Source organism: Citrobacter sp. CK180, assembly GCF_030333655.1.
GTDB classification, from domain to species: Bacteria; Pseudomonadota; Gammaproteobacteria; order Enterobacterales; family Enterobacteriaceae; genus Citrobacter_B; species Citrobacter_B koseri.
The window spans coordinates 1-25,015 of sequence record NZ_JAOWFM010000034.1; the positions used below are offsets into that span (position 1 = coordinate 1).

At 54.6% G+C, this 25,015-nt stretch carries 23 protein-coding genes; 5 read left to right on the top strand and 18 right to left on the bottom strand.

Annotated features, from left to right (window positions below; translation table 11 throughout):
- Positions 1 to 100: 100 nt before the first annotated feature.
- From hemG to pepQ, 4 genes are read right to left on the bottom strand one after another with little or no spacing between them, the layout of a single operon-like run.
- Positions 101 to 646: a menaquinone-dependent protoporphyrinogen IX dehydrogenase gene (gene hemG, locus OGV50_RS04650; protein WP_047459942.1), complete on the bottom strand. Its 546-nt coding sequence runs from the start codon at positions 644 to 646 to the stop codon at positions 101 to 103.
- 11 nt (positions 647 to 657) lie between these two features.
- Positions 658 to 2,109 carry a Trk system potassium transporter TrkH gene (gene trkH, locus OGV50_RS04655; RefSeq protein ID WP_012131195.1) on the bottom strand — a complete coding sequence of 484 codons (1,452 nt, stop codon included), beginning with the start codon at positions 2,107 to 2,109 and terminating at the stop codon, positions 658 to 660.
- Between the two features lie 37 nt (positions 2,110 to 2,146).
- Entirely contained in the window at positions 2,147 to 2,761 is a 615-nt protein-coding gene (locus OGV50_RS04660; RefSeq protein WP_200093323.1) for an IMPACT family protein, read from the bottom strand.
- The gene (gene pepQ / locus OGV50_RS04665; RefSeq protein WP_012131193.1) at positions 2,761 to 4,092 is read right to left on the bottom strand and encodes a Xaa-Pro dipeptidase; all 1,332 of its coding nucleotides are present in this window, start codon (positions 4,090 to 4,092) and stop codon (positions 2,761 to 2,763) included. The genes OGV50_RS04660 and pepQ overlap by 1 nt, the downstream gene beginning before the upstream one ends.
- Before the next feature lie 188 nt (positions 4,093 to 4,280).
- Between pepQ and fadB the strand changes: the two genes are divergently transcribed.
- Both fadB and fadA read left to right on the top strand, forming a co-directional pair.
- Positions 4,281 to 6,470 (top strand): fatty acid oxidation complex subunit alpha FadB, encoded by a 2,190-nt coding sequence (gene fadB / locus OGV50_RS04670; RefSeq protein ID WP_200093325.1) that lies wholly within the window; start codon positions 4,281 to 4,283, stop codon positions 6,468 to 6,470.
- A 9-nt stretch (positions 6,471 to 6,479) separates the two neighbouring features.
- Positions 6,480 to 7,643, top strand: a complete 1,164-nt coding sequence (gene fadA / locus OGV50_RS04675; RefSeq protein ID WP_200093327.1) for an acetyl-CoA C-acyltransferase FadA — start codon at positions 6,480 to 6,482, stop codon at positions 7,641 to 7,643.
- A gap of 161 nt (positions 7,644 to 7,804) precedes the next feature.
- Here fadA and fre read toward each other — a convergent pair whose 3' ends face one another.
- The gene (fre, locus tag OGV50_RS04680) at positions 7,805 to 8,506 is read right to left on the bottom strand and encodes an NAD(P)H-flavin reductase (RefSeq protein ID WP_012131188.1); all 702 of its coding nucleotides are present in this window, start codon (positions 8,504 to 8,506) and stop codon (positions 7,805 to 7,807) included.
- A 41-nt stretch (positions 8,507 to 8,547) separates the two neighbouring features.
- Positions 8,548 to 10,032: a 4-hydroxy-3-polyprenylbenzoate decarboxylase gene (gene ubiD / locus OGV50_RS04685; protein WP_012131187.1), complete on the bottom strand. Its 1,485-nt coding sequence runs from the start codon at positions 10,030 to 10,032 to the stop codon at positions 8,548 to 8,550.
- 243 nt (positions 10,033 to 10,275) lie between these two features.
- On the opposite strand from ubiD, the gene rfaH reads away from it, so the two are divergent.
- Positions 10,276 to 10,764: a transcription/translation regulatory transformer protein RfaH gene (gene rfaH, locus OGV50_RS04690; protein ID WP_012131186.1), complete on the top strand. Its 489-nt coding sequence runs from the start codon at positions 10,276 to 10,278 to the stop codon at positions 10,762 to 10,764.
- Between the two features lie 7 nt (positions 10,765 to 10,771).
- Here rfaH and tatD read toward each other — a convergent pair whose 3' ends face one another.
- From tatD to udp, 9 genes are all read right to left on the bottom strand, one after another.
- Positions 10,772 to 11,554, bottom strand: a complete 783-nt coding sequence (gene tatD / locus OGV50_RS04695) for a 3'-5' ssDNA/RNA exonuclease TatD (RefSeq protein ID WP_200093329.1) — start codon at positions 11,552 to 11,554, stop codon at positions 10,772 to 10,774.
- A gap of 41 nt (positions 11,555 to 11,595) precedes the next feature.
- Positions 11,596 to 12,375: a Sec-independent protein translocase subunit TatC gene (gene tatC, locus OGV50_RS04700; protein WP_012131184.1), complete on the bottom strand. Its 780-nt coding sequence runs from the start codon at positions 12,373 to 12,375 to the stop codon at positions 11,596 to 11,598.
- 2 nt (positions 12,376 to 12,377) lie between these two features.
- Complete coding sequence (gene tatB / locus OGV50_RS04705) at positions 12,378 to 12,926, bottom strand: Sec-independent protein translocase protein TatB (protein ID WP_012131183.1); 549 nt, start codon at positions 12,924 to 12,926, stop codon at positions 12,378 to 12,380.
- A 3-nt stretch (positions 12,927 to 12,929) separates the two neighbouring features.
- Positions 12,930 to 13,196 carry a Sec-independent protein translocase subunit TatA gene (gene tatA / locus OGV50_RS04710; protein WP_012131182.1) on the bottom strand — a complete coding sequence of 89 codons (267 nt, stop codon included), beginning with the start codon at positions 13,194 to 13,196 and terminating at the stop codon, positions 12,930 to 12,932.
- Positions 13,197 to 13,269: 73 nt separating this feature from the next.
- Complete coding sequence (ubiB, locus tag OGV50_RS04715; protein WP_012131181.1) at positions 13,270 to 14,910, bottom strand: ubiquinone biosynthesis regulatory protein kinase UbiB; 1,641 nt, start codon at positions 14,908 to 14,910, stop codon at positions 13,270 to 13,272.
- Positions 14,907 to 15,512 (bottom strand): ubiquinone biosynthesis protein UbiJ, encoded by a 606-nt coding sequence (gene ubiJ, locus OGV50_RS04720; RefSeq protein WP_012131180.1) that lies wholly within the window; start codon positions 15,510 to 15,512, stop codon positions 14,907 to 14,909. Before ubiJ ends, ubiB begins: the two co-directional genes overlap by 4 nt.
- Before the next feature lie 13 nt (positions 15,513 to 15,525).
- On the bottom strand, positions 15,526 to 16,281 hold the full coding sequence (gene ubiE / locus OGV50_RS04725; RefSeq protein WP_012131179.1) for a bifunctional demethylmenaquinone methyltransferase/2-methoxy-6-polyprenyl-1,4-benzoquinol methylase UbiE: 756 nt from the start codon (positions 16,279 to 16,281) through the stop codon (positions 15,526 to 15,528).
- Between the two features lie 94 nt (positions 16,282 to 16,375).
- Complete coding sequence (rmuC, locus tag OGV50_RS04730; RefSeq protein WP_200093331.1) at positions 16,376 to 17,803, bottom strand: DNA recombination protein RmuC; 1,428 nt, start codon at positions 17,801 to 17,803, stop codon at positions 16,376 to 16,378.
- A gap of 139 nt (positions 17,804 to 17,942) precedes the next feature.
- Positions 17,943 to 18,704, bottom strand: a complete 762-nt coding sequence (gene udp / locus OGV50_RS04735; protein ID WP_012131176.1) for a uridine phosphorylase — start codon at positions 18,702 to 18,704, stop codon at positions 17,943 to 17,945.
- Positions 18,705 to 18,962: 258 nt separating this feature from the next.
- Between udp and OGV50_RS04740 the strand changes: the two genes are divergently transcribed.
- Entirely contained in the window at positions 18,963 to 19,772 is an 810-nt protein-coding gene (locus OGV50_RS04740) for a dienelactone hydrolase family protein (protein WP_200097416.1), read from the top strand.
- Positions 19,773 to 19,868: 96 nt separating this feature from the next.
- On the opposite strand, the gene metE is transcribed toward OGV50_RS04740, so the two are convergent.
- Positions 19,869 to 22,130: a 5-methyltetrahydropteroyltriglutamate--homocysteine S-methyltransferase gene (gene metE, locus OGV50_RS04745; protein ID WP_286488364.1), complete on the bottom strand. Its 2,262-nt coding sequence runs from the start codon at positions 22,128 to 22,130 to the stop codon at positions 19,869 to 19,871.
- Positions 22,131 to 22,377: 247 nt separating this feature from the next.
- Here metE and metR point away from each other — a divergent pair, with 247 nt between their 5' ends.
- Positions 22,378 to 23,331, top strand: a complete 954-nt coding sequence (gene metR, locus OGV50_RS04750; protein ID WP_071258139.1) for an HTH-type transcriptional regulator MetR — start codon at positions 22,378 to 22,380, stop codon at positions 23,329 to 23,331.
- Here the strand turns inward: metR and OGV50_RS04755 are convergent.
- Entirely contained in the window at positions 23,219 to 24,118 is a 900-nt protein-coding gene (locus OGV50_RS04755) for a carboxylate/amino acid/amine transporter (RefSeq protein WP_012131171.1), read from the bottom strand. The two genes, metR and OGV50_RS04755, sit on opposite strands and share 113 nt — an antisense overlap.
- Before the next feature lie 80 nt (positions 24,119 to 24,198).
- Complete coding sequence (yigL, locus tag OGV50_RS04760; protein ID WP_012131170.1) at positions 24,199 to 24,999, bottom strand: sugar/pyridoxal phosphate phosphatase YigL; 801 nt, start codon at positions 24,997 to 24,999, stop codon at positions 24,199 to 24,201.
- Positions 25,000 to 25,015 lie beyond the last annotated feature (16 nt).

Sequence of the window (25,015 nt, forward strand, 5' to 3'; positions counted from 1 at the left end):
TTGTTCCGTGTCAGTGGAGGCGCATTATAGGGAGTTATTCCGGCCTGACAAGGGGAAATTTAAAATTATTTTCCGACTGCGTGTTTTTTATTCTTTACGTTTATTTTGCCAACGATTTGTTGGTTAATTGGGCGATGTCGCGGGCAAAATTCGCCACTTGTTCCCAGTCGGTATAGACCACTTCTTTACTCGTATCCGTTTCACCGCCAGACATCTTCATAATGAGCTTAATCATCAGACGGTCATACCAGCGGTAACGAGGGTAACGAAGCGCGCCAGCAATAACGGCGCAAAGATCGGGTCGCCACTGCGAACTCATCAGAAACTTGCGCGCGTAGCTGTTGGTCTGCGGTGTGCGCTTTTCAGGTTTACGCGCGACAAGGTTAACGGAATAAAACGCACTCGGCATCGCGTTCAGGCGCGTAGCGTGCTTCTTCACAAACTCCTGGAAAGCGGCATGGTAATGCCCATAACGAATAGAGGCGCCAATCACCACGCGATCGTAACTTTGCCAGTCCAGCTCTTCAGTACGATGGAGATTAATCACATCCGCCCAGATCCCCAGCTCCTTTAATTCCGAGGCCAGATAAGAAGCTATCTCGCGCGTTTGTCCGTCCCGGGTAGAAAAAAGAATCAATGTTTTCACGTGTTACTCCATTATTCACGCCAGAAGGTAGGGGTAAAAAGTACCAGCAAAGTAAAGACTTCAAGACGACCAAATAACATATTGGCGATCAGAATCCATTTCGCAACAGGGTTCATGCTGGCAAAGTTGTCCGCAACCACACCTAACCCTGGCCCCAGGTTGTTAAGGGTCGCCACAACGGAGGCAAACGCGGAAAAGTCATCCACGCCAGTCGCGATAATGGCCAGCATACTGACAATAAAGACTAAGGCATAAGCAGAAAAGAATCCCCATACCGCTTCGAGGATACGTTCCGGCAACGCACGGTGCCCCAGTTTTATACTGTAAACCGCATTCGGATGGACCAGACGCTTCAGTTCACGGTTCCCCTGTTTGAACAGCAGCAGGATGCGGATCACCTTCAGCCCGCCGCCCGTTGACCCCGCACAGCCGCCGATAAACGCAGAGCATAACAGCAGCACCGGCAGAAAGAGCGGCCAGCGGGCGATGCTGTCGGTGGTAAACCCGGCGGTTGTCGCCATTGATACGACCTGAAAGAACGCCTGGTTGAGCGTGGTCAGCGCCGAGTTATAGATATCGTGGAACCACAGCACCAGCGTACAGATCACTACCAGCGTCAACTGAACGCCAATGAACATGCGAAATTCAGGGTCACGCCAGTAAACTTTCAGGCTGCGCCCGCTTAATAAAGAGAAGTGCAGACCGTAGTTACAGCCAGAGATCAGCAAGAAGATAGCCATGATGCTGTTAATGGTCGGGCTATCGAAATAACCGACGCTGGCATCGTGCGTAGAGAAACCGCCGATCGCGATAGTAGAAAAACTGTGCCCAATGGCGTCAAACGCGGGCATTCCGGCGAACCATAGCGCCAGCGCGCAGGCCACCGTCAGTAACACATAAATCAGCCATAGCGTCTTTGCCGTTTCCGCAATACGCGGGCGCATTTTATTGTCTTTCAGCGGCCCCGGCATTTCTGCGCGGTAGAGCTGCATCCCCCCGACGCCGAGGATAGGGAGAATCGCCACCGCCAGCACAATGATCCCCATCCCGCCAAACCATTGCAGCATCTGGCGGTAAAAGAGAATCGCGTGCGGTAAAGAGTCCAGCCCCACCAGCGTCGTCGCGCCCGTTGTCGTTAAGCCGGAGAATGATTCAAAAAAAGCATCGGTAATGGTGAGGTTCGGGCTTTCAGAGAAGATAAACGGCAACGCCCCCACGCTTCCCAGTACGGTCCAGAACAGCACCACAATGAGAAACCCTTCGCGGGATTTAAGCTCGCCTTTCTCCCGGCGGTTGGGCCACCACAGCAGAGAGCCGATCACCAGTGCGACAAAGAATGTCTGCGTGAATGCCCGCCCCGCCCCATCACGGTAGATCAACGCAACCAGTCCAGGGAGGATCATTGTTCCCGAAAATAAAATGACCAACAGTCCAACGATTCGGGTAATGGCGCGAAAATGCATCTCTGCCGCTTCCTTTGTTCTTCAAAATGAGGTGGGATTATTCTTCAATCGCTAACAATTGCAATGAACCACGGCTAAAATCCGCCAGCCTTGCTGAAAATTCATCCACATTTGCATAAGGAAGCGCCACCCTGAGCCGAACGAATGCCTGATAATCGCTGGTAACGATTTGACCGGCAAACTGCCCTAATAATGCTTCTATTCCGACCAGTTGGCCGTACTCACACTGCAAAGTATATTCGGTTAACGGCGTCTTGCGCTGCGTCGTTAACTGACGCAACGCCTGATTCACGCCGCCGCCGTAGGCTTTTACCAGCCCACCGGTGCCGAGCAGAATACCGCCATAGTAACGCACCACAACAGCGGTGATCTCGCCAACGCCGCTGCCCATTAGCTGGGCAAGCATCGGTTTGCCCGCCGTTCCCGCCGGTTCGCCATCATCAGAAAATCCCAGCTGTTGTGAATCATCCGGCGCGCCCGCCACCCATGCCACGCAATGATGACGCGCATCTGGATGCGCCGCTCTGACAGCATCAACAAAGGCTTTCGCCGCTTCAACACCGTCCGTGTGGGCGAGCAGCGTAATGAAGCGGCTTTTTTTGATCTCTTCCTCGACAGTGACCGGCGCCGCAGGGATTAACCAGCTGTCCATCACGCCAGTTTCAAATCCCGCGTCATATTTTCAACACCGTTTTCGTGAATCACCACGTTGTCTTCAATACGAATGCCGCCGAACGGTTTCAGCGCTTCAATTTTCTGCCAGTTGAAGTGCTTGCTGAATTGCCCCTCGCGCCACGGCGCCAACAGCGATTCGATAAAGTAGATCCCCGGCTCAATGGTCAACACCATGCGCGGTTGCAGCACGCGGGTGCAGCGCAGATAAGGGTATTTCGACGGCGCGGCCAGATGCGTCCCGGTATCGTCCTGCATAAAGCCTGCAACATCATGAACCTGAAGACCCAGTTGATGACCAATACCGTGCGGCATAAACGGCCCGGTGAGATTGTTCTCGACCATCGCTTCTTCGCTGATATCGGTGACAATCTGATGCTTACGCAGCAATTTCGCGATGCGTTGATGGAACTGAATGTGATAATCCACGTAGCTGACGCCCGCTTTCATGGTCGCAATCAGCGCCAGCTGTTCGTCATTCACATCTTTGATTAACTGAGCGTAATCGGTGTCATTGTTTGCCGCCCAGGTACGCGTCAGGTCTGCGGCGTAACCGTTATATTCCGCCCCGGCATCCAGCAGGAAGCTGCGCATTTCAGACGGCGCGCGATGATCCAGTTTGGTGTAATGAAGAACCGAAGCGTGCTCGTTGAGCGCCACGATATTGCTATAAGGCACATCGGTGTCACGGTGGCCGGTCGCGGTCAGGTAAGCCAGGTTAATGTCGAACTCGCTCATACCGGAACGGAACGCTTCTTCTGCCGCGCGATGGCCGTTCACCGCCGTTTTCTGCGCTTCACGCATACAGGCCAGTTCGTAATCCGTTTTGTACGCACGGTAGTAATGCAGGTAATCGATCACCCCTTTCGGGTTGATGTTGCTGGCGGCGATATCCAGTTGCAGCGCACGCTCCGGCACCGGACCGATGTAACCGATATTACCGCGCGCGGCAGGGAGCTGGCTGCCAATACCGTCGGCTTTCGGCAGGGCAATCACCTCTACCTCTTCGGTCCAGAACGACGTGGGCAGCGGCTCAACGTTGTGCCAGTAATCCACCGGCAGGTAGAACCACAGTTTGGGTTTATTCACGCCATCGACCAGCAACCAGCAATTTGGAACCTGTGTGACCGGTACCCAGGCTTTAAACTGCGGGTTAACTTTAAACGGATAGGGATGGTCGTCGAGGAAGACGTTGATAAGCTCGCCGGAGTGAATAAGTAGCGCATCCAGCTTAAAACGCGCCAGTGCGTCACGCGTCCGTTCTTGTAAGGTAACGATATGATTTTTATAGAGTGCGGCCAGTGATTCCATTTTCTACCCTTCTGTTTTTTTGACCTCGAGTCTCCGCATCTTAGCACATCGCTCCGGGAGAGCGTGATTTCTGCCGAGCGTGATCGCATCGGCATTTTTTTAATCTCTTATTTGCATTTTTTTAACACAAAATACACACTCGCTTCATCTGGTATGACCAGATCACCTTGCGGATTCAGGAGACTGACATGCTTTACAAAGGCGACACCCTGTACCTCGACTGGCTGGAAGATGGCATCGCCGAACTGGTGTTCGATGCCCCAGGATCGGTCAATAAACTCGACACTGCGACCGTCGCCAGCCTCGGCCAGGCGCTGGACGTGCTGGAAAAGCAAACAGATTTAAAAGGGCTGCTGCTGCGCTCTAACAAAGCAGCCTTTATTGTCGGTGCTGATATCACCGAATTCCTTTCGCTGTTCCTTGTTCCTGAAGAACAGTTAAGCCAGTGGCTGCACTTTGCCAACAGCGTCTTTAATCGCCTCGAAGATTTACCGGTGCCAACGCTTTCCGCCATCAACGGCTATGCGCTGGGCGGCGGCTGCGAGTGCGTACTGGCAACTGATTATCGTCTGGTGACGCCGGATCTGCGCATTGGCCTGCCAGAAACGAAGCTGGGCATCATGCCGGGCTTTGGCGGTTCTGTCCGTATGCCTCGTATGCTGGGCGCTGACAGCGCGCTGGAAATTATTGCTGCCGGGAAAGACATTGGCGCTGAGCAGGCGCTGAAAATCGGCCTGGTCGACGGTGTCGTGAAACCGGAAAAACTGCTTGATGGCGCAATAGCGGTATTACGTCAGGCGATTGACGGCTCACTGGACTGGAAAGCCAAACGCCAGCCGAAACTGGAACCGTTGAAGCTCAGTAAAATTGAAGCGGCGATGAGCTTTACCATCGCCAAAGGCATGGTGGCGCAGACGGCCGGGAAGCATTACCCCGCCCCGATGACCGCCGTGAAAACGATCGAAGCCGCCGCACGCTTTGGCCGTGAAGAAGCCCTGAATCTGGAAAATAAAAGCTTTGTCCCGCTGGCGCATACCAATGAAGCCCGCGCGCTGGTCGGTATCTTCCTCAACGATCAGTTCGTGAAAGGTAAAGCGAAAAAGCTGACCAAAGACGTTGAAACACCGAAGCAGGCAGCCGTACTGGGCGCAGGTATTATGGGCGGCGGCATCGCTTACCAGTCAGCCTGGAAAGGCGTGCCGGTGATCATGAAAGATATCAACGACAAATCCCTGACGCTGGGCATGACCGAAGCGGCGAAACTGCTGAATAAGCAACTGGAACGCGGCAGGATCGACGGCCTGAAACTGGCGGGCGTGATTTCAACGATTCACCCAACGCTGGACTACGCCGGTTTTGATCGCGTTGATGTGGTGGTCGAAGCGGTAGTGGAAAACCCGAAAGTGAAGAAAGCGGTACTGGCGGAGACCGAAGACAACGTCCGCCCGGATACCGTGCTGGCGTCGAATACGTCCACCATTCCAATTAGTGAACTGGCAAGCGCGCTGAAGCGCCCGGAAAACTTCTGCGGCATGCACTTCTTTAACCCGGTACACCGGATGCCGCTGGTTGAAATCATTCGCGGCGAGAAAAGCTCGGATGAAACCATCGCTAAAGTCGTCGCCTGGGCCAGCAAAATGGGCAAAACGCCGATTGTGGTCAACGACTGCCCCGGCTTCTTTGTTAACCGCGTACTGTTCCCGTATTTCGCCGGTTTCAGCCAGCTACTGCGCGACGGCGCCGATTTCCGCAAAGTCGACAAAGTGATGGAGAAACAGTTTGGCTGGCCGATGGGCCCGGCTTATCTGCTGGATGTGGTCGGGATCGATACCGCGCATCATGCGCAGGCAGTCATGGCGGCCGGTTTCCCACAGCGTATGCAGAAAGATTATCGTGATGCCATCGACGCGCTGTTTGACGCCAGCCGCTATGGTCAGAAAAACGGTCTCGGCTTCTGGCGCTATAAAGAAGACAGCAAAGGCAAGCCGAAGAAAGAAGAAGATGCGGCCGTGGACAGCCTGCTGGCAGAGGTCAGCCAGCCGAAGCGCGACTTCAGCGACGAAGAGATTATCGCCCGCATGATGATTCCGATGGTCAACGAAGTGGTGCGCTGTCTGGAAGAAGGCATCATCGCCAGTCCGGCAGAAGCGGATATGGCGCTGGTTTACGGTCTGGGCTTCCCTCCGTTCCACGGCGGCGCGTTCCGCTGGCTGGATACGCTCGGCAGCGCAAAATATCTCGATATGGCGCAGCAGTATCAGCACCTCGGCCCACTCTATGAAGTGCCGGAAGGTCTGCGTAACAAAGCGCGCCATAACGAACCGTACTATCCCCCGGTTGAGCCAGCCCGCCCGGTTGGCGACCTGAAAACGGCTTAAGGAGTCACAATGGAACAGGTTGTCATTGTCGATGCAATTCGCACCCCGATGGGCCGTTCAAAGGGCGGCGCATTTCGTAACGTGCGGGCAGAAGATCTCTCCGCACACTTAATGCGCAGTCTGCTGGCGCGTAATCCCGCGCTGGAAGCAACCGCTATCGACGACATTTACTGGGGCTGCGTGCAACAGACGCTGGAGCAGGGTTTTAACATCGCCCGCAACGCCGCGCTACTGGCTGAAATCCCCCACTCCGTTCCGGCGGTCACCGTTAACCGTCTGTGTGGTTCCTCCATGCAGGCGCTGCACGATGCCGCTCGGATGATCATGACCGGTGACGCGCAGACGTGCCTGATTGGCGGCGTGGAGCATATGGGCCATGTGCCAATGAGTCATGGCGTCGATTTCCATCCCGGCCTGAGCCGCAACGTAGCCAAAGCCGCCGGGATGATGGGGCTGACGGCAGAAATGCTTTCCCGTATGCACGGCATCAGCCGTGAAATGCAGGATGCGTTTGCCGCACGTTCACACGCCCGCGCCTGGGCAGCCACGCAGTCCGGCGCGTTTAAAAACGAGATCATCCCGACCGGTGGTCATGACGCTGACGGCGTGCTGAAGCAGTTTAGCTACGACGAAGTCATCCGCCCGGAGACCACCGTCGAAGCGCTGTCGACTCTGCGCCCCGCGTTTGATCCGGTCAGCGGCACCGTGACCGCAGGCACCTCTTCCGCCCTCTCCGATGGCGCAGCCGCCATGCTGGTAATGAGCGAAAGCCGTGCGCATGAACTGGGCCTGCAACCACGCGCCCGCATTCGTTCAATGGCGGTTGTCGGTTGCGATCCCTCAATTATGGGTTACGGCCCGGTTCCGGCGTCAAAACTGGCGCTGAAAAAAGCAGGGCTTGCCGCCAGCGACATCGATTTGTTTGAAATGAACGAAGCGTTTGCCGCGCAGATCCTGCCGTGTATAAAAGATCTGGGACTGATGGAGCAGATTGACGAGAAGATCAACCTCAACGGCGGCGCGATCGCACTGGGCCACCCGCTGGGTTGTTCCGGGGCGCGCATCAGCACCACGCTGTTGAATCTGATGGAGCGCAAAGACGCCCAGTTTGGCCTGGCGACGATGTGTATCGGATTAGGTCAGGGTATCGCGACAGTATTTGAGCGAGTTTAATCATAGAGCGTTATTTATTGCAGGCCGGGCAAGCGAAGCGCCCCCGGCGACCATGCCGGATGACGACGCTCAGGCGTCTTATCCGGCCTACAACGCAAATGCCACTCTATAACAATTTAGTTGCCGTTCTTCCCGCCTGTCAGGGGCGGGTTTTTTATTGCTTAGATAAAGGCAAACGCATCGCCAAACAGGCGATCTTCCCGCGCGTTACGCTCATTGCAGAACAGGTCACGAGCGATTTTCGCCATCTCAAAACGACCGGCAATGTAGATATCATGCCCCGCCAGCGTACCGTGATCCTGCAATACCGCAGTTAATACCGTGCCCGTGCGGCCACGCCAGCCTTCTTCCGGTTGCTCTACCACCGGCTCAACGCGCAGATTCGGGTGCTGAACCGAAAGCGCCTCCAGCTCAGCGAGATCGTAGAGATGTTTCTCTTCACGTCCGCCCCAGTAGATCGTCACGTCGCGATTCGGATTACGCGCAAGCGCCGTCAGCAAGATTGAACGGACATAGGAGAAACCCGTTCCCCCCGCAATCAGAATCAGCGGACGCTCTTCATCATCACGCAGCCAGGCTTCGCCATGCGGAATATCGACGACAATTTCTCTGTCTTTCAGAATGCGATCCATCACCGCCATCGCATACAGATTAAGCTCCGAAGCGCCAATGTGCAGCTCAATGAATCCGTGCTCATCCGGCGTGGAGGCCATAGAGAACGGACGCTTATCCCGCTCATCCATTACGACCATCAGATACTGACCAGCGCGAAAGGAAAACGCCGCGTCTGGCACTAAACGAACGCGATATACGGTATCGGTGATAGCTTCTACCGAGGTCACTTTACAGCTTAAGGTTGTCATGCGCTCCCTCTGTCGGGTCTATAGGGCAAAACGATCGCGCCTCAGGCGCCTTTACCGTCGTTAAAGATGGCCAACTCATCCCAAATCGCGTCAATACGCGCAGTCACTTCAGGATCTTTCTTGATAGGGCGCCCCCACTCACGTTGGGTTTCGCCCGGCCATTTGTTTGTGGCATCCAGTCCCATTTTTGAACCTAGCCCGGAGATCGGCGAGGCAAAATCCAGATAATCAATGGGGGTGTTTTCTACCAGCACCGTATCCCGCGCCGGGTCCATACGGGTGGTGATCGCCCAAATCACATCATTCCAGTCGCGTGCGTTGACGTCGTCATCGCAGACGATAACAAATTTGGTATACATAAACTGGCGTAAAAATGACCAAACGCCCATCATGACGCGTTTCGCATGGCCCGCGTACTGCTTTTTCATCGTTACAACGGCCAGTCGATAAGAACACCCTTCCGGCGGAAGATAGAAATCAACAATTTCCGGGAACTGCTTTTGCAAAATCGGGACGAAGACTTCATTCAACGCCACACCGAGCACAGCAGGTTCATCAGGCGGTCGGCCGGTATAAGTTGAGTGATAAATGGCGTCTTCACGCTGCGTAATGTGCGTAACGGTGAAAACCGGGAAGTTATCCACTTCATTGTAATAACCGGTGTGGTCGCCATACGGCCCTTCCGCCGCCATTTCGCCCGGTTCAATATAACCTTCCAGGACGATTTCCGCACTTGCAGGTACTTCAAGATCGCTGGAGAGACATTTAACCACTTCCGTCTTTGTGCCACGCAGCAGCCCTGCAAACGCGTATTCCGACAGCGTATCCGGTACGGGGGTCACTGCGCCGAGAATGGTGGCCGGATCGGCGCCCAGCGCCACGGCAATCGGGAAACGCTCGCCAGGATGCGCCGCGCACCACTCCTGGAAATCCAGCGCGCCGCCACGATGCGACAACCAACGCATGATCAACTTGTTTTTGCCGATCAGTTGCTGACGGTAGATCCCCAGATTTTGCCGCTCTTTGTGAGGGCCACGCGTCACGGTCAGCCCCCAGGTAATAAGCGGCGCGGCATCTTCCGGCCAGCAGGTCATGATGGGAATACGCTGTAAATCAACGTCGTCGCCAGAGAACACTTTCTGCTGGCACGGCGCGCCGCGTAGTCGTTTGGTCGGCATGTTCAGCACTTGCTTAAACTGCGGCAGCTTATCAAACAGGTCACGGAACCCTTTCGGCGGCTCCGGCTCTTTCAGAAACGCCAGCAGCTTGCCGACTTCGCGCAACGCGGTGACATCTTCCTGGCCCATGCCCATTGCGACGCGTCTGGGCGTGCCAAACAGGTTGCACAGCACCGGCATCGCATAGCCTTTGGGATTTTCAAACAACAGAGCAGGCCCGCCCGCACGCAGCGTACGGTCAGCAATTTCAGTCATTTCCAGATGAGGATCTACCGCAAGCGTAATGCGTTTGAGTTCACCCTGCTGTTCCAGCAGCGTCAGGAAGTCGCGTAAGTCGTGATATTTCATGGCGTCAGTTGTGGCCTCTTTGTAAGCGCCTCATTATACGGCGTTCATCATCGTGATGCTGTATTTTTGTTAAATTAGCGTGAACTCTGACGGTACAGGGGAACCCGGGGGTTATCTACTCAATGAATTTCAGGTTGCGGCGAGGTAGCCAACAAAGAAGCAGCCTGAAATACAACGGGTATAATTAACTTAGCGCATGGCTTTTGTTATGCTTGCGCCCCGGACAAGCGGATAAGAGTTATTATGCAATCCTGGTATTTACTGTACTGCAAGCGCGGGCAACTTCAGCGTGCCCAGGAACACCTCGAAAGACAGGCGGTAAATTGCCTGACGCCGATGATCACGCTGGAAAAAATGGTGCGCGGCAAACGTACCGCCGTTAGTGAACCGCTCTTTCCTAACTATCTGTTTGTTGAATTCGACCCGGAAGTGATTCATACCACCACGATCAACGCCACGCGCGGCGTCAGCCACTTCGTGCGGTTTGGCGCACACCCTGCCACCGTTCCGTCCAACGTGATTCATCAGCTTTCTGTCTACAAACCGGAAGGCGTTGTTGATCCCGAAACGCCCTACCCAGGGGACAGCGTGATTATCACTGAAGGCGCATTTGAAGGTCTGAAGGCGATTTTTACCGAACCGGATGGCGAAGCGCGCTCCATGCTGCTGCTTAACCTGCTGAATAAAGAGGTGAAGCAGAGCGTGAAAAACACCGCGTTTCGTAAAGTTTAAGCGCGCTTTAGAAAGCAATCCCAAACAGCGTTTTAACATTGGCATCCGTTGTGGCCGCCAGCCATTGCGGGTCTTCCCCGCGCCAGTGGGCAACGCGCGCAAGAATGTGCGCCAGATGCGCCGGTTCGTTACGCCGCGAAGCCGGTTTAGGCGTGAGATCGCGCGGCAACAGGTAGGGGGCGTCGGTCTCAATCAACAGTTTTTCCGCAGGGATGAAGGGCAGCAACTCACGCAATTCAAGACCGCGACGTTCATCGCAGACCCAACCCGTGATACCGATATAAAGCCCTCTGTCTATGCACTCCTGCATTTCCTTACGCGTACCGGTAAAGCAATGCAACACCGCGCCCGGGAGTTTATCCAGCCACGGCTCAAGCAGCGCCAGAAAACGCGCATACGCATCCCGACAGTGCATAAAAACGGGTATCTGCAACTCAGCGGCAATGCGCAACTGCGCCTGGAAGGCGCGTTCCTGTTCTTGCGGCGTGGAAAAATTACGATTGAAGTCCAGACCACATTCGCCAATCGCCACCACGTCCGGCAGGCTTGCCAGAGCGACGATCGCGTCTTCAGTTTCTGATTGCCACTGACTGCTGTCATGCGGATGTACACCAGCCGTCGACCAGCAGCAGGCATAACGCTGCGCCAGTTTTTGCGCCTGCTGGCTTTCGTGCAGATTGGTTCCGGTCAGAAGCATACCTGACACCCCGGCCGCCAGCGCGCGCGTCACCACGTCATCGCGATCTTTCGCAAATTGCGAACTGGTTAAATTAACGCCGATATCAAACATGCTTCCTCCCATATAACAACCGCCCTGACGGGCGGTTGCGTTTATTCTTCAGTTTTCCCGGCCTGCTCAGTCTCGGCCTCGTCATCTTCTTCTCGTGGACGTCGTTTACCGACATAGAAGCGAGAGAAGAACACGCCAACCTCAAACAGGCAGTACATCGGTATCGCCAGCAATGTTTGTGAGAAGACATCTGGCGGCGTCAGCAGCATCCCCACGACAAACGCGCCAACCACGACGTAAGGGCGCTTCTTACGCAAGTCCTCAGGGGTAGTTACCCCCATCCAGCAGAGCAGGACAATCGCGACGGGCACCTCGAAAGAGACGCCGAATGCCATAAATAACGCCATCACAAAGCTGAGGTAACTGGCGATATCGGTAGAAACCTGTACGCCCTGCGGCGCGGTATTGGCAAGGAAACCAAACGCGAGCGGGAAGACCACAAAGTAGGCGAACGCCATGCCGATATAGAACAACAGCGAGCTGGACACCAGCAGCGGCACGACAAGACGACGTTCATGCTTATACAGCGCAGGGGCAATAAACGCCCATACCTGGTACAAAATCACGGGCGCAGACAGGATCAGCGACACCATGAAAGTCAGTTTGATAGGGGTGAAAAACGGCGAGGCCACGTCGGTGGCGATCATCGTCGCACCCTGCGGCATCTGTTCGATCAGCGGCGCGGCAACCATGTGATAAATGTCATTGGCGAAATAGACCAACGCCAGAAAAATCACAATAACCGCAATAATGCAGTTCAACAGACGCTTACGCAGTTCAATCAGATGCGTAATAAGAGGTTGGGTATCATCTACAGCCATGTTTACGATTTATCACTCGACGAGGGGGAGGATTCGACAACAGTCGCGGCGGATTTCTTTTCTGCGTCCATCTCGTTTACGGAAGCGGCTTCCGTCTGTTCAGGCTGCCCGGCATCAGCCGTTTCCGGTGTTTGCTCAGGAGAATTGGCCTGGGTTTCAGCGGCGGCAGGTGTAACCCCTTCATGCTGCGCTTCGTTATCCTTCACCACCGGATTATGGATGGTATGCGCTTCATCGCTCGCTTTTTCAGGATCGTTGGCGCTGTAGGAACGCTTCATCGACTCCGCGGCCTGACGAAGTTCATCCATCGAGGCTTTCAGTTCTGGAGTCAGGTTCTGGAGGCTCGCTTTTTCGACCTTCTTCAGACTGTCCTGAAACTCCTGGAGCTTCAGCTCCTGGGTCAGTTCATTCTGCACCGTGGTCGCAAGGGATCGCAACGCGCGTACCCAGCCCGCTACCGTTTTTACCGCTACCGGCAATCGTTGAGGCCCCAGAACGATGAGGCCGATCACGAATACCAACAGCAGTTCGCTAAAACCGATGTCAAACACGAATTATACCTGCTCTTTATCGTGACTTTTGGCGTCTTCTTTCTTCGCTTCGCCTTGCGCTTCACCTTGCTTATCAGCGATAGATTTAGCGGTAAAATCAGCGTCCTGACTGGTTTTATCCTGCTTCGCATCATCATCGCTCATCGCTTTTTTGAAGCCTTTAATGGACGCGCCAAGATCGGAACCGATGGAGCCGAGCTTTTTGGTGCCAAATAGCAGTACAACGATGACGGCAATGATCAACAACTGCCAAATACTGATACCACCCATACGAGTTCCTCTGTGATAGATGATGAATTATTAAGGTCGCATTATACACGACTTGCCTTGAGCGATGAAAAAATCAGCGAGTTTTACGCCAGCCAATCAGCCAGGCGACCAGGCCTCCGGCCATTAACCAGCAAGGCATCAGCCCCCATTCCGGGCGGCTGACAAGCAGGAATGTCCCACTTAACAACAACGTCGCGCCAATGCCCAGTAAATAGCGGGATTGTCCCTGACGCACATGATTCTCCTGAAGCTCGCGCGCAATCTTATCAACACTGTGCTGTAAATATTTGCCCTGGCGCAAACTGTCATACACCAGTTCAGGTATTTCTGGCATTTTTTCGACCCAGAACGGCGCTTTTTCCTTAAGTGCTCTGGTGAGCGCAGGAATGCCAACCTGATCTTTAATCCAGGATTCAAGAAACGGCTTCGCCGTTTTCCACAGATCCAACTGTGGATAGAGCTGGCGTCCAACCCCTTCAACATACAGCAATGTCTTTTGTAACAATACCAGCTGTGGCTGGACTTCCATGTTAAATCGACGCGCCGTATTGAAAAGGTTTAATAAAACGTGACCAAACGAGATTTCCGCCAGCGGTTTTTCGAAAATGGGCTCGCACACGGTGCGAATAGCGAACTCAAACTCTTCAACATTGGTATCCGGTGGCACCCATCCTGAATCCACATGCAGTTCCGCTACTTTGCGGTAGTCACGGTTAAAGAACGCGATGAAATTCTCCGCCAGATAGCGTTTATCCTCTTTGTTCAGCGACCCCACAATGCCGCAATCAATCCCAATGTATTTCGGATTTTCAGGATGCTCATAGCTGACGAAGATATTGCCAGGGTGCATATCCGCATGGAAAAAACTGTCGCGGAACACCTGGGTAAAGAAGACCTGTACGCCACGCTCAGCCAGCAGCTTCATGTTGGTGCCGTTCTTTTCCAGCGTCGCCACATCCGAAACGGGAATGCCGTAAATCCGCTCCATGACCATCATGTCCTGACTACAGTAGTCGGAATAGACTTCGGGAACATACAGCATGGGGCTGTTTTCAAAATTACGCCGTAGCTGGATGGCGTTTGCCGATTCACGCAGCAAATTCAGTTCATCGATCAGCGTTTTTTCATACTCGCGAACGACTTCGGTCGGGCGAAGGCGTCGTCCATCCGGCAGCAGGCGCGGCACCCAACGGGCAAGACGGTAGATCAGTTTTAAATCGGCTTTAATAACCGGCAGAATATCCGGGCGGATAACCTTAATCACCACCTCTTTACCGTTCGACTTCAGCCGCGCGGTATGTACCTGGGCAATCGACGCAGAGGCTAATGGCTGGATGTCAAAGTCATCAAACCACTCTTCAACAGGCAGGCCGCCCATTGCTTCTTCAATTTGTGCTTTCGCCAGCGCGCCATCAAAAGGGGCAACTTTATCCTGCAATAGCGCAAGCTGATCGGCAATCTGAGGCGGGAAAAGGTCACGACGGGTGGAAAGCATTTGACCAAATTTGATCCACACCGGCCCCAGCTCCTGCAAAGCCAGCCTTAATCGTTCACCCAGCGGTTTGTCTTTATGCCGGTTCGGCATCCAGAATAATGAGTAACGCCATAACCGAAGCGGCAGCGTGATACGCATTTTGGGGATCAGCTCATCAAGGCCGTAACTTAAAAAGGTGCGAATGATGAAATAAAGGCGCCGTACTTCACCTGGCGTCATTTGGCCTCCAGTTTTTCCAGCCGTTTAGTCAGCGCGTCTACTGCACGCTCAACGGCTGCCGTTTCTTCTGCAAACCATGCCACTTCCAGCGGCCCAGGCGCCATACGCCACTCTTCAGTCATCGCCTCAGCGATATAACGCTGCTGACGCTGAATGTTATGACGTAAAAACTTAGCGCCGCCACGCAGGACTTTGCTGATCCCTTCCGCCGCGATATCGCCGGTATAAGGCGCCAAAAGCTCTGCGGGATCGAATTCCGCCAGATCGGCCAGCGCCACAAAATTCTGTACCACCTGAATATCGCCCTGAACCTCCAGCTCGCCGCTGCGAATAAGCGCGGTAAGCCGCTGGCGATCGCGCAATTCAGGCAACACGCTGGCATGCGTGATGACCGTGCAATCAGCCTCGCCTTCCCATGCCCCCAGCACATCGACCTGGCGTTCACTGAACACCAATACGAGCGGCGTCGAAAATCCTTTGAGCTCCACACGCAGCACCTTGTCCTGCAAACGCGCTCTGGCGGATTTCAGCGCCGGTGAACGGTACAGAAAGGTATTGAGCAGATTTTCGATTCCTGCGGTCACGAAGGGTGTAAAAGGCATCCCCGGTCTCCTGTCAGAACTTATAGCCACGATGCAGCGCAACAACGCCCGCCGTCAGGTTGTAGTAATCGACGCTTTCAAACCCGGCGTCCTGCATCATCGCTTTTAAGGTGTCCTGATCCGGATGCATACGGATAGATTCCGCCAGATAGCGGTAACTGTCCGCATCATTCGCCACGACTGAGCCAATACGCGGCAAAATGTGGAATGAATATGCGTCATACGCTTTGCTCAGCGGCTCGATAATTGGTTTAGAAAACTCAAGTACCAGCAAACGCCCGCCCGGTTTCAGTACACGGTACATGGAACGCAGCGCTTTCTCTTTTTCCGTCACATTACGCAGACCAAACGAAATGGTGATGCAATCGAATGTGTTATCCGGGAAAGGTAGCGCTTCGGCGTTGGCCTGCACGTACTTAACATTGCCAATCACGCCAATGTTACGTAGCTTCTCGCGGCCCATTTTGAGCATCGAGTCATTGATATCCGCCAGGATAACGTTGCCGGTTTCGCCAACCAGACGCGAGAATTTGGCTGTCAGGTCGCCTGTACCGCCCGCCAGGTCAAGAACAGTCTGACCACGACGCACGCCGCTACAGTCGATGGTGAAGCGCTTCCACAAGCGGTGAATGCCAAATGACATCAAGTCATTCATGACATCGTACTTTGACGCCACAGAATGAAAAACGTGGGCCACCATGTCAGCTTTCTGCTCTTTAGCGACGGTCTGAAAGCCAAAGTGCGTCGTTTCTTGTGAATCTTCCACCATCTCAGTGCCTGCTCATCAATAAAATGTTCGAGAAGTGTAACAGATTGGGCCAATTTGCCCTACCCTTCAACCGGGCTCCGCTACCCCGAAGGAACTAGTGCGATTGCTGATTTATCCGCTCATCATCAGCACAAGGCGTATCCTGTTGATCTTCAGGAACCGCGCGTAAACGATACTCTTCATCCTGCGAGGTCGCACGTTCAACCAGATCTGGATTTATCTCGCGTTTGATTTCCACCCCCAGCTCACGAAAAGCCTCCGCCTGCGCCAGCACATTTCCACGCCCTGAGGAGAGTTTTTTCATGGCTTGCCGGTAGTTGTCCTGCGCTTTGTCCAGACTCTGGCCGATGGACGACATGTCATCGATAAATAAGCGCATCTTGTCGTAGAGTTTGCTGGCTCTGTCTGCGATGTGCTGCGCGTTACGGCTTTGATGCTCATAGCGCCATAAGTTGGCAATCGTACGCAACGCCACCAGCAACGTCGTCGGGCTGACCAGCATAATATTATTTTTAAGCGCTTCGGTAATCAGTTCGGGCTGTCTGTCCAGCGCCAGTAAAAACGCAGGCTCGACAGGAATGAACATCAGCACATAGTCGAGCGTGCGTAACCCCGGCAACTGCTGGTAATCCTTGCGCCCCAGCAAGCGAATATGGTTACGTACTGACGCGATGTGCTCCTGCAACGCGCTTTCGCGCGTGTACTCATCTTCAGCGTTAAAATAGCGCTCATAGGCAACCAGCGTCATTTTGGCGTCGATGACGACATCCTTCCCTTGCGGCAGACGCACAATAACATCCGGCTGCATACGCGAGCGGGCGTCATTTTCAATACTCACCTGGGTTTCATACTCATAACCTTCACGCAGACCCGAGGCTTCAAGTACGCGCGTCAGCACCACTTCTCCCCAGTTACCCTGGGTTTTATTATCGCCTTTCAACGCGCGCGTCAGGTTCACCGCTTCCTGCGTCATTTGCGCATTCAGCTGTTGTAGATTGCGGATCTCATGCGCCAGGGTGTGGCGTTCACGCGCCTCCTGACCAAAGCTGTCCTGCACCTGGCGACGGAAGCCATCCAGCTGTTCGCGCAGCGGCGTTAACAGGCTATTCAGACTCTGGCGGTTTTGCTCATCAACCCGGCGGTTGCTCTGCTCGAAGATGCGGTTGGCAAGGTTCTCAAACTGCTCGCTTAAGCGCTGTTCGCTGTTGATCATCTGGCGGATTTTATCTTCCGCATGCAGCTGAGTGGCCTCCAGTCGCGTGGTGACTTCACGCAGATCCGCTTCCAGCGAGGTGTTGATGTCCCGCAGATTGCGCAGTTCGTTATTGAGCAGTTCACACTCCTCGCGCCAGTGTTCGCTTAGCGCAACCTGCTGTCTTGCAGCGCTGAGCGACGCCACAATCTCTTCACGTTCCGCCAGCTGTTCGGCCTTATGCTGCGCCTGTTGATAACTGGCGATCAGCCAGCCTACCCCCACACCTGCCAGCGCCAACACGGCATACAAAATGATTGTGATATCCACCACGCCCCCTGCATCAAGGAATTACCCGCACAAAATAGAATTGTGCTGTATAAACGTCCAGTTTGAAAGGGTTTTCCTGCGAGGCGCTACGCAAAAAGAAAAGGCCGAACGCGTCGGCCTTTCGTGGGAAAGGGAAGAATTACAGCAGACGACGCGCTGCTTCCACAACAATTTTCACCGCATGGCTTTCGGTCTGTTTCATCGTTTCCGCATTCGGGATCTCTTGCTGAGTGCGGTTAACGATAACGCCCGCCACCATACCGGCACGCAGACCCTGGCTCGCGCACATGGTCAGCAGCGTAGCGGATTCCATTTCGTAGTTCATGACGCCCATCGATTGCCACTCTTCCATAGAACCTTTGAAACGACGAACGACGCGGCCAGAGAAGGTGTCGTAACGTTCCTGACCCGGATAGAAGGTGTCAGAAGAGGCGGTAACGCCAACGTGAGTGGTCGCGCCCACGGATTTCGCCGCTTCAACCAGCGCAGTCGTACATTCAAAATCGGCGACGGCCGGGAACTCCATCGGCGCAAAGTGCAGGCTCGCTCCGTCCAGACGTACAGACGCGGTTGTGACCAGCACATCGCCCACGTTGATATGCGGCTGAATAGCGCCAGTGGTGCCGATACGCAGGAAAGTACGAATACCCAGTTGCGCCAGTTCCTCTACCGCAATAGAGGTGGACGGGCCGCCAATACCGGTAGAGCAGACGATGATAGCTTTACCATCCAGCTCAGCACGCCAGGTGGTGAATTCGCGATGAGATGCCAGCTTAACCGGCTTTTCCATCAGCGCGGCGATCTTTTCCACACGCTCCGGGTCGCCAGGGACGATAGCCAGCGTAGCCCCTTGTAAATCATTTTTGGTGAGGCCGAGATGAAAAACATCAGACTTGGACATAAAAACTCCTCTGTGAATCGGGTTTGTCAGAAGAAGCAAAAAGACACTTTACCGAAGAGCTAAAAATAGTTTCGTGACGCTCATCACCATGAAGTAAATAAATTGCATTGAATTACCATGAAATAGTGAGTTACATCACATAAATATATCAATACCGCGCACCATTGCACAAAAGATAGCCTGTTTCAGGCAATGTGATTTGTTGCATGCTGTCTATATTTAACATTGCGCTATTTCCTTAAGGGTACGGAGAATACCATGACAACGATACAACAATCTGGCTTTGCACCTGCTGCTTCCCCCCTTGCTACCACAACGGTTCACACCCCTGATGACGCCATTATCGCAGGCGTAACATCCATTCCTACTCAGGGTGATGAGATGCCCGCCTGGCACGCGCGGCCAAAAGTGAACGATGGCGCGTTACCCGTTGTCATTGTGGTGCAGGAGATCTTTGGCGTTCATGAACATATTCGCGACGTTTGCCGCCGCCTGGCGCTGGAAGGATATCTGGCTATCGCACCAGAACTCTATTTCCGCGAAGGCGATCCGAATGATTTTGCCGATATCCCAACGCTGTTAAGCGGTCTGGTGGCCAAAGTACCGGACTCTCAGGTACTGGCGGATCTGGACCACGTCGCCAGTTGGGCCTCCCGCAACGGCGGCGATGTACATCGTCTGATGATAACCGGCTTTTGTTGGGGCGGGCGTATTACCTGGCTGTATGCTGCACACAATCCACAGTTAAAAGCTGCGGTAGCATGGTATGGAAAGCTGGTCGGGGACAAAACCCTGAACTCGCCTAAACACCCGGTGGATATCGCGACCGATCTGAACGCGCCGGTTCTGGGGCTGTATGGCGGGCAGGACACTGGCATTCCCGTGGATACCGTCGAAACCATGCGGCAGGCGCTGCGCGCAGCAAACGCCAAAGCGGAGATCGTCGTTTACCCGGATGCAGGACATGCTTTTAATGCGGATTATCGTCCGAGCTATCATGAAGAGTCGGCGAAAGATGGCTGGCAAAGAATGCTGGAGTGGTTTGCGCAGTACGGCGGGAAGAAATAAACGTTAATTGCCCGGTGGCGGCTACGCCTTACCGGGCCTACAACAGTTGCGATTTCCTGTAACCCGGGTAAGCGCTAGCGCTTCCCGAGCACCAAATTATGCCTGACGCAGATTCTGCGCGGCTTTGACCATGTTCGCCAGCGCGGCGCGGGTTTCCGGCCAGCCGCGGGTTTTCAGGCCGCAGTCCGGGTTCACCCACAGACGTTCCGCCGGAATACGCTGAGCGGCTTTATTCAGCAGGGCTTCAATCCACTCGACGCTCGGTACGTTCGGCGAGTGAATGTCGTAGACGCCCGGCCCGATTTCGTTCGGGTATTCAAATTCTTCAAACGATTCCAGCAGCTCCATATCAGAACGCGACGTTTCAATGGTAATCACGTCCGCATCCAGCGCCGCGATAGAATCCATGATGTCATTGAACTCGCAGTAACACATGTGGGTATGGATCTGGGTATCATCCTTCGCCACCGCAGCGTTGATGCGGAAGGCTTCCACACCCCATTGCAGGTAAGCATCCCAGTCGCTGCGACGCAGCGGCAGCCCTTCACGCAGTGCCGGTTCATCAATCTGAATGATGCCGATTCCCGCCGCTTCCAGATCGGCAACCTCATCACGCAGCGCCAGCGCAATCTGTTTAGCGATAGTTTCACGGCTTACATCTTCACGCGGGAATGACCAGCAGAGGATCGTCACCGGGCCGGTCAGCATCCCTTTCACCGGTTTATCAGTCAGGGACTGCGCGTATTTCGCCCACTCCACGGTGATCGGTTCCGGGCGGCTGACATCGCCAATGACGACCGGCGGTTTCACGCAGCGGGAGCCATAGCTCTGCACCCAGCCATTCTGGGTGAAAACAAAACCGTCCAGATGCTCACCGAAGTACTCCACCATGTCGTTACGCTCGGCTTCACCGTGTACCAGTACGTCTAAACCTAAACGCTCCTGCTCAACGATCGCCTGTTTGATGTGTTCAGCGATGCCGGTACGGTAGTGATTCGCATCAAGGTTGCCCTTTTTGAAGTCCAGGCGCAGGCTGCGGATTTCCGTCGTCTGCGGGAATGAGCCGATCGTGGTGGTCGGCCATGACGGCAGGTTAAAACGGTTACGCTGCGCCTGGGCACGTTCGGCATAAGGGCTGGCACGCTGGCTGTCCTGGGCGGTAATCGCCGCCAGACGTTTCTCCACCGCCGCGTTGTGCACGCGGGTGGAGTGGCGACGAGCCTGAATCGGCGCGCTCCACGCTTCAAGTTTTGCCGTGTCGCCGCTGTTCAGCGCATCGCGCAGCAGCGCCAGTTCACCGCATTTTTGCAGCGCGAAAGCAAACCAGCTCTTCACTTCCGCATCCAGACGGGTTTCGACGCTCAGGTCGATCGGGCTGTGCAGCAGAGAGCAGGATGAGGCCACCCACAGGTCGCGTTTGCCGACAATGTCCTTAATTTGCGCATATTTTTCCGTAAGATCGGCGCGCCAGACGTTGCGACCGTTAACCAGCCCCGCAGACAGCAGCCAGTCAGACGGCAAACGCTTGTGCAGTTCGGCAACGTCATCTTTACCGTGTACCAGATCAACGTGCAGACCCTGCACCGGCAGCGCGGCGATGGTATCCAGATTCGGCGTAACGCCTTCAAAATAGGTCGTCAGCAGCAGCTTCACCTGGCCTTGCAGCGCATCATACGCAGGCTTGTAAGCATCCAGCCATTCCTGCGGCAGTTCCAGCACCAGCGCAGGTTCATCAATCTGTACCCATTCAACGCCGCGTTTCGCCAGCTCGGTCAGTACCTGTTTGTAGACCGGCAGAATGTCGTTCAGCAGGCTCAGACGGTCGAACGACTCCCCCTTCACTTTACCCAGCCACAGGTAGGTTACCGGCCCCAGCAGTACCGGTTTCACCTTGTGACCCAGCGCCAGCGCTTCGTCCACTTCATCCAGAAGCTGAGTCCAGGTCAGTTTAAATTGCTGACCCTTCACAAACTCCGGCACCATGTAGTGATAGTTGGTGTTAAACCATTTGGTCATTTCCGCCGCCGCAGCCGGCTCACCGGTCGGCGCGCGACCGCGGCCAATGCGGAACAGAGTGTCGATATCCACCGAGCCGTCGCTGTTCTGATGACGAGCCGGTACATTGCCCAGCAACAGGCTGGTGGTCAGAACATGGTCGTACCAGGCGAAATCGCCCACCGGCAGCAGGTCGATGCCCGCCTGCTTTTGTTGATCCCAGTGGCGCGCACGCAGTTCACGTCCGGTTGCCAGCAGGTCTTCACGGGTGGCGTTGCCCGCCCAGTAGCTCTCTTGCGCTTTTTTTAACTCACGACGCAGGCCAACGCGAGGAAAACCGAGGGTGTGATTGCGGATTGTCATGTTTATTCCTCTCTTATTTCATTGAATCTGAAGAAAAACTCTAAATAGTTCGGCTTGCAGGAAGGCGGCAACGATGCGCATCCCCAGGAGCTTACTGAAGTAAGTGACTGGGGTAAGCGAGGAAGCCAACGCATCTGCAAGTCGAAATATGACGAGTTTTAGCCGTCCAGATGTTTACACATCTATAATTGGCAGGTACTGTATATTCCTCAAGCGCAATTTACTCATGCCGAAGTGAAGGACTTTCATGATCGAGATTAAACACCTGAAAACGCTCCAGGCGTTGCGGAATAGCGGTTCGCTGGCGGCTGCGGCGGCTACGCTGCACCAGACCCAATCCGCCTTGTCTCACCAGTTCAGCGATCTGGAACAGCGCCTTGGCTTCCGGTTATTTGTCCGTAAGAGTCAGCCGCTGCGTTTTACGCCACAGGGGGAAATTCTCCTGCAACTGGCAAACCAGGTACTGCCGCAGATTAGCCGCGCCCTACAGGCCTGTAACGAACCACAGCAGACCCGATTACGCATTGCGATTGAATGTCATAGCTGTATTCAGTGGCTGACCCCGGCGCTGGAAAACTTCCACGCCAGGTGGCCGCAGGTTGAGATGGATTTCAAATCCGGCGTGACGTTTGATCCCCAGCCCGCGTTGCAACAGGGGGAGCTGGATCTGGTGATGACATCAGACATCCTGCCGCGCAGCGGGCTGCACTATTCACCGATGTTCGATTTTGAAGTACGACTGGTGCTGGCGCCCGATCATCCGCTGGCCAGTAAGGCGCAGATTACGCCGGAAGATTTAGCCAGTGAGACGCTGTTGATCTATCCGGTACAGCGCAGCCGACTGGATGTCTGGCGGCATTTCCTGCAACCCGCCGGCATCAGCCCGTCACTGAAAAACGTGGATAACACCCTGCTGCTGATCCAGATGGTCGCCGCCAGAATGGGCATTGCCGCCCTGCCGCACTGGGTAGTGGAGAGTTTCGAACGCCAGGGGCTGGTCGTCACCAAAACCCTGGGCGACGGCTTATGGAGCCGCCTCTACGCTGCGGTGCGCGATGGCGAGCAGCGTCAGGCGGTGACTGAAGCGTTTATTCGCTCGGCGCGGAACCACGCATGCGACCATCTGCCGTTTGTACGGAGCGCGGAGCGACCCACTTCCGATGTACCCACAGGGAAGCCAGTATCACAAGCGCGCCTGTAATAAAACTCGGCCAGTGGGGCTGTTGATGCCAGATCGCCAGATTAACCAACAGTCCCGCAGGCACATGCATATTGTTCATGATGCCTAACGTACCGGCATCCACCTGGGTCGCGCCATAGTTCCACATGAAGTAGCCGATACCCGATGCCGCCACGCCCAGGAAGATCAGAATGCTCCACTGTAGCGTCGTTTCCGGCATATTCTGCGCGTTCCCCAGCATAGACCAGGCGACAACGGCCACCAGAAATGCCCCGACGTAAAACCAGGCGAACGCGTTATGCTGCGGCATAGGCCGGGTTTCCATCAGACGCTTGTAGCCCACCATCCCGATGGCAAAACTGATATTGGAAAGCTGTACCAGCAGTAACCCCGTCCAGAAATGATCGGTAACCTGGTCGTAACGAATAATCCCAGCGCCGATGACCGCCAGCAACGCGCTGAAGGCATAACCCCAGCGCAGGCGACGCTTGCTCATCAAATCATAAATCAGCGTGATATAAAGCGGCGTGAGGACGGTAAACAGCAGCAGTTCGGAGACCGTCAGATAGAGATAGGCGCGGAAACTCAACATATACATAATGCCAAGCTGCATCGCCCCCACCAGCATATACAGGCCAATGGTTTTTACGCTATGCCCACGGGTACGCAGAAACGGGAGAAACACCAGCGCTGCCAGCCCAACACGCACCAGCACCGCAAAATAGCTATCAACATGACCCGCGAGATACTCGCCGAACAGGCTAAAGGAGAAGGCCCACAGGATAGTGGTAATGATGAGTAGCGCCACAATGGATGTCTCTTTGAATAAGGGGCACCCATTGTAGCGGAGAGTTTAGTTGACAACTGGTCAACTAAAGAGCAATCGCATTACCGCAAAAAGAGCTTACGCAGATAATGCGGTACGGCATCGTCGGCATTGATGCCAATGATTTCCAGGCCCGGATGCAGATCTTTCAGGCGCTGATGGGCATTGCCCATAATGCAGCCTTTCCCCGCCATCGAGAGCATTTCCGCGTCGTTCATGCCATCGCCAAACGCAATGCAATCCTGCAATTTGTAGCCCATCGCTTTCGAGACGGCTTCCAGAGCATGCCCTTTCGACACGCCTCCCGCCATCACTTCCAGACAGGTCAGCGTAGAGAAGCTGACGTTCACACGATCGCCCCAGCGTGCGTTAATCGCCTGCTCCAGCGGCAGTAGTTTTTCATGCGCATCGCTGGTGAAGAACACTTTGCTGACCCCTTCAGGCTCCAGCATCGCCGGTTCGAACAGCGAATAGTGAAATACCGCTTCTTTGAAGAAACGCATTTCATCCGGGCGGTGGCGGTTCATAAACCACTCATCATCGCGATAGACGTTAGTCACGATATCCGGGCTTGCATTCACTACGCCAAACAGATCGCTGGCGATGTCGCGGTCAAGGTTGTGGGTGAACACCAGGTTCCCGTCGGTGTCATGCACGCGCGCGCCGTTGGAGGTAATCATGTAAGACTTAATCTCAAGATTATCGCGGATTTGCCCCACATCGACGTGGTGGCGGCCAGTCGCGAACACAAAATTCACGCCACAGGCGGTCAATAATTTCAGCGTCTCTTTCGCGTAAGGGGACAACGTGTGATCGGGAGAGAGCAGCGTACCATCTAAATCAGACGCAACAACCTGATACATAAGAAAATTAAACCTC